The organism is Geodermatophilus sabuli (genome assembly GCF_010686765.1).
GTDB classification, from domain to species: domain Bacteria; phylum Actinomycetota; class Actinomycetes; order Mycobacteriales; family Geodermatophilaceae; genus Geodermatophilus; species Geodermatophilus sabuli_A.
Genome location: NZ_JAAGWF010000028.1, coordinates 95,702 through 106,580, shown reverse-complemented (window position 1 = coordinate 106,580; position 10,879 = coordinate 95,702). Strand labels below are relative to the sequence as shown.

Genomic DNA, 10,879 nt, shown 5'->3' with positions numbered 1-10,879 from the left:
CCACCCGGTACGCCGCGATCATCGCCTCCAACCGGGCCAGCCGCCCCAACTCCAGCGCCTTCTCCTCCGGCGTCCGCGACCCCGGCGGCAGGATCTCCGACAGGCGCGCCGGACCGGGCACCGCCGGAAGGTCGACCTCGGCCACCGTCAGGCCCAGCCCGAACCCGCCACCGATGAACACACCCCGAACCTACGAAGGGGGTACGACAGTTCCAGGCCGCTGAGCAGCGTCTTCGCACCGGAAGCGGCACGAACGGACCCGCTCGCCTGTCAGTGACCGGAGCTGCCAGGGCTGGAGTGCCAGAGCTTGCGGGGTGGGCCGGCGGCCGCGCGCCGGGCGGCGGTCGCGGCGTCGTCCCCGGCGGGCTTGATGTCGGCGTAGGGCGACATGCGGAAACCGGTCGGGTGCACGAGCACCGGCTTGACCACCACCGGCCGCGACCCGTGCGATGCAGCCGCTCCGCTGATGGCCGCGTCGGTGTACTCACCGGCCGCGGCCATCTGTTCCGCGACTGCCGCAGCTCCACCGGTCTCCCACGCCTCGTGCAGCGCCGGCAGCTCCCACGCCCCGGTCGCCCGCAGCGACACCCCGCGGGGGCCGGTGCGCCGCAGCACCCCGCGGATCACCAGCAGCCAGGAGTGGAAGACCGTGGCGGCGTAGGGCCCCTGCGCGTCCTCGAAGAAGGTGGAGTCGGTGCACCCGGTGCCGTCGTCGAGGGTCACGAAGACCACCCGGCGCCCCGACCGGATCGGCGGGGTCTGGGTCGCCACCTTGACCCCGGCCACGAGCACCTCCGCGCCGCTGCGGCTGCCGAGCAGCTCACCGGCCGGCACCGCACCGATGGCGGCGAGGAACGGCCGGTAGAAGTCCACGACGTGCCGGCTGGCGTCGAGTCCGAGCACCTCCAGCTCGGCCCGCACCAGCTCCGCGTCGGTGAACTCGGGCAGTCCGCTGCCGGCCGCCCAGTCGAGGCCGGGCTCGGCCGACTCCTCCTCGGAGCCCGGCAGCTCCAGGCCCATGAGATCGAGGCTGAGCTGACCGACCGAGCTCGCCTTGGCCCCGCTGCGGCTCCACCGGTCGAGCTCGCCGATCTGCAGCAGGAGGTCGCGTCGGGTCACCTGCTTCCGGCGGTGGGTCGGCCGCCCGGCCTCGCGGTCCCGCACACCGAAGCCGTAGAGGGAGTCGAAGCCCCCGGCGAGCACCAGCCGCTCGACGACCGGCCGGGACACCGGAGCCCGGTGCCAGAAATCCGTCAGTGACCGATAGGGCTGCCCTGCGACGACGCGGGCCACCTCCTCCTCGGAGATGCCCTTCACGTCGGCGAGGGAGAGCCGGATGCCGTACCGCGAGGGGTCGGGCATGGACGCCGGCATCCACCCCGGCCGCCGCCACGACGGCTCCTCGTCCGGCTCGGCGGTGTCCTCGCCCTCCTCCTCGAGCCGCTCGACGCGGTACGTCCCGGTCGAGGCGTTGACGTCCAGGCCCAGCACCCGGACGCCGAAGTTGCGGGCGTCGTCGAGGATCAGCCGCTTGGGGTACATGCCCGGGTCGTGGGTGAGCACCCCGGCGAGGAAGGCGGCGGGGTGGTGCGCCTTGAGCCACGCCGACTGGTAGGTGGGCAGGGCGAACGCCGCGGCGTGGGCCTTGCAGAAGCCGAACGAGCCGAAGGCGACGAGCACCCCCCACACCTGCTCGGCCACCTCCACCGGATAGCCCTCGGCCAGCGCCCTCGGGACGAACCAGGCGCGCACCTCCGGGTGGGCGTCCTTCTCCCCCAGCGCCCGGCGCACCTCGTCGGCCTCGGCCAGGGTGCAGCTGGTCATCCGGGCCACGACCTGCAGCACCTGCTCGTGGAAGACCACCACCCCGGCCGTCTCCTCCAGCGCGAAGGCGAGGTCCGGGTGCGGGTAGACCGTCTCCCGCCAGCCGTTCCGGGCCATGAGGAACGGGGTGACCATGTCGCTCTTCACCGGACCGGGACGGAACAGCGAGATGTCGATGATGAGGTCCTCGAACGTCCGTGGCCCGAACTTGCCGACCAGCTCCCGCTGGCCCGGGGACTCGATCTGGAACATGCCGAGGGTCCGGGTGCTCTGGATCAGCTCGAACGTCGTCGGGTCGTCGCGGGGGACGGCGTCGATGTCGACGGTCACCCCGTCGACCCGGGCCACCTCGTCCAGGGCATGCGCGATCGCCGACTGCATCCGGATCCCCAGCAGATCCAGTTTGAGCAGCCCGAGCTCCTCGACGTCGTCCTTGTCGAACTGGCTCATCGGGTAGCCCAGGTAGCTGTTCTCGACGGGGGTGCGGTCGAGCAGGGTGGCGTCCGACAGCAGCACTCCGCAGGGGTGCAGGGCGATGTGGCGGGGCAGGCCGTCGAGTCGGGCGACGAGGTCGAACAACAGGTCGAGGTCGCCGGTGCCGCCGCCGCGCCGCGACCCCAGCCGGCTGGCCTGCAGCTCGGGGAGGTCCTTGAGCGCGGCGTGCACCTGGTTGGCGCGGATGTGCGGGAAGGCCTTGGCCACCGCGTCGATCTCCGCCGGAGGGAGTCCCAGCGCGGCGCCGACGTCGCGGATGGCGTGCCGCACCCGGTAGGTGTCCATCATCGAGATGCAGCTGACCCGGTGGGCGCCGAACCGGTCGATGACCGCGTCGTAGACCTCCATCCGCCGGGCGGACTCCACGTCGATGTCGATGTCGGGCAGCTGGTGGCGCAGCGGGGAGAGGAAGCGCTCCATCAGCAGCCCGTAGCGGATCGGGTCGACGTCGGAGATGCCCAGCAGGTAGGTGACCAGGCTGCCCGCACCCGACCCCCGGGCCGCGGCGCGAACCCTCAAGCTCGAGATGAGGTCGACCACGTCGGCGACGGTGAGGAAGTAGGACGGGTAGCCCAGGGAGTCGATGACCGACAGCTCCTCCTCCAGCCGCACCCGCACCCGCTCGGTCAGCGCCATCCCGCGCCGTCCCAGCCCGGCCTCGCAGCGGGCCCGCAGCACCGCCGACGGGCCCATCCCCTGCTCGGCGGGGGTGGTGACCACGTCGAGCTCGGGGTAGCGGACGGTGCCGATGCCCAGGTCGGCCCGGATGTCGACCGCGCACTGCTCGGCCAGCCGGGCGGTGCGCTCCAGCAGCCGCAGCACCGCGTCGCGGTCGGGACCCAGCAGGTCCTCGGCCACCTCGGCCATCTCCTTGCCCGACTTCAGGTACCCCTCGGCGGTGCGCCGGTCGACGTGCCGGAGGTCCAGCGGCACCAGCCGCCGGGCGGCGTCCAGGACGTCGGCGGTGGGGGCGTCGAGGGCGTCGACGTAGCGGACGGCGTTGGTCAGCACCACCGGCACCCCCTCGGCGGCGGCGAAGCGCAGCAGCGCCTGCGCCCGGGAGCGGTCGCCGCGGCCGCGGTGGTGCACGACCTCGAGCACCAGCGACCCCGCCCCGAACACCGCCCGCCAGGCGGCCAGCCGGGCCGAGGCGACGTCGGCCCGGCCGGCGGCCAGCGCCCGGCCCACCGGGGAGTCCGGCCCCAGCAGGGCGACCAGCCCGGCGGCGTGCTCGGCGGCCAGCGCCAGGGAGCTCACCGGCTCCCCACGGGTGCCGCGCAGGTGGGTGGCGCTGGTCAGCCGGCACAGCGACCGCCAGCCGGCGCCGTCCCGGGCGAGGAAGGTGACCCGCGGCAGCCGCGGGTCGACGCCGGCTCCGCCCCGGGCGGGAGCCCGGCGTCCCGGCCCGCCCCGCGCGCCGGGCGGGGCGTCCGGACGGCGGGACCGGCTGAGCTCCGCCGAGTGCTCGCCGCCGATCGCCGGGGCCAGCGCGGGCGGCACGGTGCCGTCGACGGTGGGGACCACCGCGAGGTCCACCCCGAACACCGGCCGGACGTCGACCGCCCGGCAGGCGAGGGCGAACTTCACCGCGCCGTAGAGCCCGTCGCGGTCGGTCAGCGCGAGCGCCCGCATGCCGTGCTCGGCGGCCCGGGCGACGAGGTCGACCGGGTGGTTGGCCCCGTACTGCATCGAGTAGCCGGAGGCGACGTGGAGGTGGACGAAGGGGTCGGTGCCGGTCACCTCCGGTACTCGGAGCCGCCGACCACCCGGGGCCGCGCGAGCCGGGGCGACTCGGGCACCGGCGTGCTGCCCAGGCAGCTCTCGACCACCGCGAGGAAGGCGCGGACGTCGCGGACGAGGTCGTCGGCCTCCCGGTCGGTGACCGCCCGGGAGAGCCCGGCCTCCGCCGCGGCGCGCTTGGTGGCCCCGGCGGCGAAGAAGGTGGCCCACTCCCCCAGCTCCGGGGCGACCTGGCCGAGCAGCACCCAGGCACTGCGCGGCCGCCGGCGGCCGGACTCCGGGCGGGTGCGCGCGGCCAGCACCGCCGCGGCGGCCCGCAGTGCACCCAGGTGGGCCGTGGCGTAACGCTGCCGGGCGTCGGTGCTCGCCGCGGCCTCGGTCAGGGCGCGGGAGGCCTGGTCGAGCAGCTGGACGGCGGCGGGCGGCAGCGGCGGAGGCAGGGGCAGCTGGTCGGCCATGGCTCGGACGGCGCCCATCAGTCGTGGACCCGGACGAGCGACCACCGGTTGTCCGTCGACTCCCAGCTGAGGTCGAAGACGCCGGCGAAGCTCATCCGCGACCGCCCGGCGCGCACCGCCTCCACCCGCCACACCTCGCGGGTGGCGACCAGCTCGGCCGAGGCGCCCCCGGCCGTCGCGGCGCCGCGCTGCCACCACGGTGCGGTCTCCACCCACGAGTCGAGCAGCTCGCCCACGACGTACCTCGACTGCCCGCGCCAGAACTGCGCCGGACCGAGCGGGCCCCGCTCGACCTGCACCTCTTCGCCGACCCGACCGCCGACCCCACCCAGCACCCGGCTCATGACCGACTCCCCACCGCTGTCCACCGACCCACCGGCCCCGGCCCGCCGCACCGGGTGGGGAAGGACCCAGGTGCGACGGGAGACCGACGTCGTTCGAACGCCTGTTCGAACGACGTCGAGTAGACCCGACCCCACCCCCGGCGTCAAGCGGGGCACGCAGGAGGCGGGACCGGAGCGCAGCGGTCGGCCGGGGCCGATGGCAGGATCCGTCCCATGAGCGCACCCGAGCACCCACGGGTGGCCGCGATCGCCCGCCTCCTCGTCGGGGCCGGCGCGGCCGGGGAGGTGCTCGAGCTGCCCGACAGCGCCCGCACCGCCGCCACGGCCGCCGGCCAGCTGGGCGTCCCGGTGGGGGCCATCGCCAACAGCCTCGTGTTCGACGTCGGCGGTGCGCCGCTGCTCGTGCTCACCAGTGGCGCGCACCGGGTCGAGGTCGACCGGGTCGCCACCCTGCTCGGCGTCCCCGGGATGACCCCCGGCTCCCCGGACTTCGTCCGCCGGCACACCGGCCAGCCGATCGGCGGGGTGGCACCGATCGGGCACCCCGAGCCGATCGGCACGCTGGTCGACGTCGAGCTCGCGCGGTACCCGCGCGTCTGGGCCGCCGCCGGGCACCCGCGCGCGGTGTTCCCCACCAGCTACGACGAGCTGCTGAGGCTGACCGGCGGCACCGCCGCCGAGGTGGGCGCCGGTCCGGTCGCCCGCTCCGGGGACGACGTCGAGGCGGCCGCCCGATGACCGGCACGACCCCCGCCACCCGCGTCGTCGAGCTGCCCACCCCGTGGCTGCGCGACCACTTGCACGAGGCCCTGGCGATCTACGGCGCGGCCATGGGCTACGGCCCGTCGGTCGTCGCCGGCCGCTACGGCTACGCCGTCCAGCACACCGAGCGTCCCGGCTTCCGCGCGGTGGGCGCCTTCGTCGGAGGCCCCGAGGGCGAGACCCTCGTCGGGTTCGGGTACGGCTACCTGGTGGCGCCTGGCCAGTGGTGGCACGATCAGGTGCGCGCCGCCCTGGACCGGCGGACGGCGAAGAAGTGGCTGCCCGGCGCCTTCGAGGTCTGCGAGCTGCACGTCCACCCCGACTCGCAGAGCCGCGGCCTGGGCCGACAGCTGCTGCACGCCCTCGTCGCCGACCTCCCGCACCCGGCCGCGCTGCTGTCCACCCCGGACAACGACACCAAGGCCTTCCGGCTGTACCACGCCGACGGCTTCGTCGACCTGGCCCGCAACTACCACTTCCCCGGCGACTCACGCCCCTTCGCGATCCTCGGCGCGCGCCTCCCGCTGCGGCCGCCGACCCCCCGGCCCTACGCGCCGTGACGGAGGACGCCGGCGTCGACGCCGTCGTCGTGGGTTCGGGCCACAACGGGCTGGTCGCCGCCTGCTACCTGGCCCGCGCCGGGCTGCGGGTGGAGGTGGTGGAGCGCGACGAGGTGCTCGGCGGGGCGGTCTCGACCGTCGAGCGCTGGCCCGGCGTCCGCGTCGACCGCGGCTCGAGCGCGCACGTGATCATCCGGCAGAGCGGCATCGTCGAGGAGCTCGGGCTCGCCGCGCACGGCCTGCGTTACGTCGACTGCGACCCGTGGGGCTTCGCGCCGGCGCCGCTCCCCGGCGACCCCGGCCCCGACGGGCAGCCCCTCGTGTTCTCCGTCGACCTGGACGCCACCTGCGCCTCGATCGCGGCCGCCTGCGGCCCGTCCGACGCCGAGGCCTACCGCCGGTTCGTGGCGGTCTGGGCGCCGCGCAGCCGCGCCGTGGCGGCGTCCTTCGGCCGGCGGCCCAGCGCGAGCGGGCTGGCCCGCTCGTTCTGGCCGCTGGGCGCGCCGGCCGAGGGCCGGCCGCGCACCTCCGGCGGCGACCTCGCCGTGGACTTCCTCGGCTCGGGTGACGCCCTGCTGGACCGCTGGTTCGGCAGCGAGCGGCTCAAGGCGGCGCTGGCCTGGTTCGGCGCGCAGTCCGGCCCGCCCATGTCCGAGCCCGGCACGGCCGCGATGGTCGCGTGGGCGACCCTGCTGCACGACGTCCCGCCCGGCCACCCCGTGGGCGGCTCCGGCGGGCTCACCGCGGCGCTGCGCCGCCGGCTGGAGGCCGACGGCGGCCGGGTCGCCCTCGGGGACGCGGCGGCCCGCCTCCTCGTCGACGGCGGCCGGGTCGCCGGGGTCGAGACCGCGTCGGGACGGCGGATCGCGGCACCCGTGGTCGTCGCCGCCTGCCACGTGCTGGCGACCCGCGACCTGGCTGGCGAGCACGCCCCGCCCGCGCTCGCCGACGCCGCGCCCCCGCTGGGCAACGGCTTCGGCCTCGTGGTGCGGGCCCTCACCGACGCCCCGCCGGCCTACCCCGGCGTCCCCGCGGACCAGGCACTGCAGGGGCTGCAACTGCTGTGCACCGACCGGGCGGTGCTCGCCGCCGCGCACGGCGACTGGCTGGCCGGCCGGCTGCCCCGCGAGCCGGTGCCGCTGGCCATGTGCTTCTCGGTCAGCGACGACACCCTCGCCCCGCCCGGGCAGCACGTGGTCACCCTCTGGGGCCAGTGGTACCCGTACGCGCTGGCCGACGGGGCCGACTGGGACGCGCTCGCCGAGACCGAGGCGGCCCGTCTGGTCGCCGCCGTCGACCGGTTCGCGCCCGGATTCGCCGCATCGGTACAGCGACTGTACGTCCAGACGCCGCTGCGACTGGAGCAGGAACTGTCCCTGCTCCGTGGCAACGTCATGCACGTGGAGATGGGGCTGGCCAGCATGTTCGGCTTCCGGCCCACGCCGGCGCTGTCCGGGTACCGGGTCCCCGGCCTGCCCGGCCTCTACCTCGCCGGCGCCTCGACCCATCCCGGCGGCGGGGTGTCGGGCAACTCCGGCCGGACGGCGGCCCGCACGGTGCTGGCCGACCGCGCGCCGTCCGCGCGGGTCCGCGCGGCGGCCGCCCGGCTGGTCGGCCGCGCCCGGGGAGCGCGGTGACCGGCCTGGCCACCCGGCGGGCCCGGCGCCCCGCTGCCGTCGTGCCCTGGGTGCTGGCCGCGCTGCTCGTGCTGACCGCGATCAGCTACCCGCTGACGGAGGGGCCGGCCCGCACCACGGTCAGCTGGACGATCGTGCTGCTGGGCGCGGCCCTGTCGGTGGGGCACGCGGGGCTCAGCCGCGGCCGGGTGACCGGGGCGGGGGTCCTGCTGCTGGTCGGCGCCACCGCTGTCGTCTTCGAGGCGGTCGGGCTGGCCACCGGCTTCCCCTACGGCGAGTACACCTACAGCGACGACCTCGGCCCGACGCTGCTCGGTGTCCCGTTCCTCGTCCCGCTGGCCTGGCTGATGATGGCGTGGCCGAGCTGGTTGCTGGCCGCCCGGCTCACGCGGGCAGCCGGCGGTCGCACGGTGCGGGTCGCCGTCGCCGCGGCGGTGTTCGCGGCCTGGGACGTGGTGCTCGATCCGCAGATGGTGCAGGCCGGGTACTGGACGTGGGCGCATCCGCAGCCGTCGCTGCCGGGCATCGACACGGTGCCGCTGACCAACCTGGCCGGCTGGCTGCTGGCCGGGCTGGTCCTGATGACCCTGCTCGACCTGCTCGTCGACCGGGCCGCCGGGGCCGCGCCTCGCCTCGGTGACGGCGCCCCGCTGCTCGCCCTGGCCTGGATGACGCTGGGCGGCGCGCTGGCCCATGCCGGCTGGCTGGACCTGCCCGGCTCCGCGGCGTGGGGCGCCTTGCTGGCCGTGCCCGTGCTGGTGACCCTGGCCGTGCAGGCCCGCCGGGCACCGTGAGCGGCCGGCTGACCGGCCTGCTGTCCGGGGTGGCGGTCGCCGGCGCGGTGCACGCGGCGGCCAACGCCGCGCTGCTGCGCCGCCCGCCCGAGCACCCGCCGCCGGTGCACCGCCCGGTCACCGTGGTACTGCCGGTGCGCGACGAGCAGGCGCAGGTCGGCGGCTGCCTCGACGCGGTCCTCGCCCAGCAGCGAGTCCCCGACCTGCGGGTGGTCGTGGTGGACGACGGCTCGACCGACGGCACCGCGGCCGTGGTGCGCGCCGTCCCCGACCCGCGGGTCCGGCTGCTGACCGCGCCCGACCTCCCGCGCGGGTGGCTGGGCAAGCCGCACGCCTGCGCCACCGGTGCCGCTGCGGCGGAGGCGTCCGACGACGGGGTCCTCGTGTTCGTCGACGCCGACGTCCGGCTCTTCCCCGACGCCGTGGCGGCGGCCGTCGCGATGCTCGACGCACACCGGCTGGACCTGGTCTCCCCCTGGCCGCGGCCGGTCACGGGCAGCCGGGCCGAGCGGCTGGTCCAGCCCCTGTCGCCGTGGCTGTGGATGACCACGCTGCCGCTGCGGCTGGCCGAGCGCTCACCCCGGCCCTCGTTGACGGCGGCCAACGGCCAGTTCCTCGTGCTCACCCGCGCCGGCTACGAGCGGGCCGGCGGGCACGCGGCGGTCCGCGGTGAGGTCATCGAGGACGTCGCCCTCGCCCGTGCGGTGAAGCGCGCCGGCGGGCGCGCGGTGCCGGCCGACGGCTCGCGGCTGGCCGCCTGCCGGATGTACGAGGGCTGGCCGGCGCTGCGCAGCGGCTACACGAAGTCGCTGTGGGCCTCCGTCGGCGGGTCGCCCGCCGCCAGCGGGCTGGCCGCCGCCGCGCTGACCGCGGTCTGGGTGGTGCCCGCGCTGGCCGCCCTGCGCGGCTCCCGCGCCGGGCTGGTCGGTTACGCCGCCGGCGTGGCCGGCCGGGCGGTGTCGGCGGCGGCCACCGGCAGCCGCGTGTGGCCCGACGCCCTGGCCCACCCGCTGTCGATGCTGCTGTTCGACGGGCTGCTGGCCGCCTCCGTGGCCGGCCGGCGCCGGGGCACCCTGTCCTGGCGTGGCCGCCCGGTCGGCGGGCCCACCCCGGACGAGGAGACGATGGCCCGGTGAGCAGCCCGAACGCCCGCGTGCGGTTCGACCCGGCGACCATGGACAGCGGCGCCTTCTACCGGGTGCTCAACTCGGTGGTGGTCCCCCGCCCGATCGCCTGGGTGTGCAGCCGCTCGGCCGACGGGGTGGTCAACCTCGCACCGCACTCCTTCTACACGGTCGCCTGCGTCGACCCGCCGGTCGTGCAGTTCACCTCGGTCGGCCGGAAGGACTCGCTGCGCAACGTCGAGGCCACCGGCGAGTTCACGGTCAGCCTGACCCCCGAGTCGCTGTTCGAGCAGGTCAACGCCACGGGCACGGAGTTCCCGCCGGGCACCAGCGAGGCCGAGCAGTGCGGTGTCGAGCTGGAGGACAGCGAGCGGGTCGGCGTCCCCCGGGTGGCCGGATCGCCCGTGGCGGTGGAGTGCACGCTGCACTCCACGCTGCGGCTGGGCGACAGCACCGTGGTGTTCGGGCGGGTGCAGGTGATCAGCGTCTGGGAGCGCGCGGTCCGCGACGGCCGGCCACGGATCGAGGAGCTCCGGCCGCTGGCCCGGCTGGGCGGCAACGAGTGGACGACGATCGGCGAGATCAAGCAGATCCGGCGGATCCCCTTCCGCCGCTGGACCGAGGACCCCTCGATCGGCGAGCGGCTCCGCGACGCCGGGTCCGACCCCGCCGGGAGCTGATCAGTCCAGGCAGAACTCGTTGCCCTCGGGGTCGGCCATGACGATGTGACCGGCGCCGAGCGGAGGAGCGGGCTCGTGCCGCGCGAGCCGGGTGGCACCGTGCGCGACCAGCCGCCCGGCCTCCGCCTCCAGCGCCGCCATCCGCGCGTCCCCCTCGAGCCCCGGGGCGGCGCGCACGTCCACGTGCACGCGGTTCTTCACCTGCTTGCCCTCCGGCACGCGCTGGAAGAACAGCCGCGGACCCGAGCCATCCGGATCGACCACGGCCGAGGCGTCGTTGCGGTGCTCGGGCGGCACGCCCAGCGCGTCCAGTGCCTGCTCCCACGACTCGAAGGCGCCGGGCGGGTCCTGCAGCCGGTAGCCGAGGGCCTCGGCCCAGAACGCGGCCAGCCCCGCCGGGTCGGCGCAGTCGACGGTGATCTGGACGTCGCGGGCCATCTCGGCTCGCCTCCTGTCGGGTC

Annotated in this window: 11 protein-coding genes; 6 read left to right on the top strand and 5 right to left on the bottom strand. The window is 76.1% G+C overall.

What is annotated here, in order from left to right; translation table 11 throughout:
- From GCU56_RS21375 to GCU56_RS21360, 4 genes are all read right to left on the bottom strand, one after another.
- On the bottom strand, positions 1-181 hold a 181-nt coding region (locus tag GCU56_RS21375; protein ID WP_163484075.1), incomplete at its 3' end, for a hypothetical protein.
- 89 nt (positions 182-270) lie between these two features.
- Entirely contained in the window at positions 271-4,059 is a 3,789-nt protein-coding gene (locus GCU56_RS21370) for a DNA polymerase III subunit alpha (RefSeq protein ID WP_345771995.1), read from the bottom strand.
- The gene (locus GCU56_RS21365; RefSeq protein ID WP_163484073.1) at positions 4,056-4,535 is read right to left on the bottom strand and encodes an SAV_6107 family HEPN domain-containing protein; all 480 of its coding nucleotides are present in this window, start codon (positions 4,533-4,535) and stop codon (positions 4,056-4,058) included. The genes GCU56_RS21370 and GCU56_RS21365 overlap by 4 nt, the downstream gene beginning before the upstream one ends.
- Entirely contained in the window at positions 4,535-4,861 is a 327-nt protein-coding gene (locus GCU56_RS21360) for a DUF6504 family protein (protein ID WP_163484071.1), read from the bottom strand. Before GCU56_RS21360 ends, GCU56_RS21365 begins: the two co-directional genes overlap by 1 nt.
- Positions 4,862-5,074: 213 nt before the next feature.
- Here GCU56_RS21360 and GCU56_RS21355 point away from each other — a divergent pair, with 213 nt between their 5' ends.
- The 6 genes from GCU56_RS21355 to GCU56_RS21330 are packed head-to-tail and all read left to right on the top strand — an operon-like array spanning position 5,075 to position 10,418.
- Positions 5,075-5,599, top strand: coding sequence for a YbaK/EbsC family protein (locus tag GCU56_RS21355; RefSeq protein ID WP_163484069.1), 525 nt, complete (start codon positions 5,075-5,077; stop codon positions 5,597-5,599).
- Positions 5,596-6,183 carry a GNAT family N-acetyltransferase gene (locus tag GCU56_RS21350; RefSeq protein WP_163484067.1) on the top strand — a complete coding sequence of 196 codons (588 nt, stop codon included), beginning with the start codon at positions 5,596-5,598 and terminating at the stop codon, positions 6,181-6,183. Before GCU56_RS21355 ends, GCU56_RS21350 begins: the two co-directional genes overlap by 4 nt.
- A complete protein-coding gene (locus GCU56_RS21345; RefSeq protein WP_163484065.1) occupies positions 6,180-7,820 on the top strand; it encodes an NAD(P)-binding protein in 1,641 nt (546 codons plus the stop codon). The genes GCU56_RS21350 and GCU56_RS21345 overlap by 4 nt, the downstream gene beginning before the upstream one ends.
- Positions 7,817-8,614, top strand: coding sequence for a carotenoid biosynthesis protein (locus tag GCU56_RS21340; protein WP_163484064.1), 798 nt, complete (start codon positions 7,817-7,819; stop codon positions 8,612-8,614). Before GCU56_RS21345 ends, GCU56_RS21340 begins: the two co-directional genes overlap by 4 nt.
- Positions 8,611-9,750, top strand: coding sequence for a glycosyltransferase (locus GCU56_RS21335; RefSeq protein ID WP_163484062.1), 1,140 nt, complete (start codon positions 8,611-8,613; stop codon positions 9,748-9,750). Before GCU56_RS21340 ends, GCU56_RS21335 begins: the two co-directional genes overlap by 4 nt.
- Positions 9,747-10,418 (top strand): flavin reductase family protein, encoded by a 672-nt coding sequence (locus GCU56_RS21330; protein ID WP_345771994.1) that lies wholly within the window; start codon positions 9,747-9,749, stop codon positions 10,416-10,418. The genes GCU56_RS21335 and GCU56_RS21330 overlap by 4 nt, the downstream gene beginning before the upstream one ends.
- On the opposite strand, the gene GCU56_RS21325 is transcribed toward GCU56_RS21330, so the two are convergent.
- Complete coding sequence (locus tag GCU56_RS21325; protein WP_163484060.1) at positions 10,419-10,856, bottom strand: VOC family protein; 438 nt, start codon at positions 10,854-10,856, stop codon at positions 10,419-10,421.
- Positions 10,857-10,879 lie beyond the last annotated feature (23 nt).

Excerpts from the sequence above, each read along its gene's own strand:
- GCU56_RS21325 (WP_163484060.1), bottom strand. The coding sequence starts at position 10,856 with ATGGCCCGCGACGTCCAGATCACCGTCGACTGCGCCGACCCGGCGGGG.
- GCU56_RS21365 (WP_163484073.1), bottom strand. The coding sequence starts at position 4,535 with ATGGGCGCCGTCCGAGCCATGGCCGACCAGCTGCCCCTGCCTCCGCCG.
- GCU56_RS21350 (WP_163484067.1), top strand. The coding sequence starts at position 5,596 with ATGACCGGCACGACCCCCGCCACCCGCGTCGTCGAGCTGCCCACCCCG.
- GCU56_RS21360 (WP_163484071.1), bottom strand. The coding sequence starts at position 4,861 with ATGAGCCGGGTGCTGGGTGGGGTCGGCGGTCGGGTCGGCGAAGAGGTG.
- GCU56_RS21355 (WP_163484069.1), top strand. The coding sequence starts at position 5,075 with ATGAGCGCACCCGAGCACCCACGGGTGGCCGCGATCGCCCGCCTCCTC.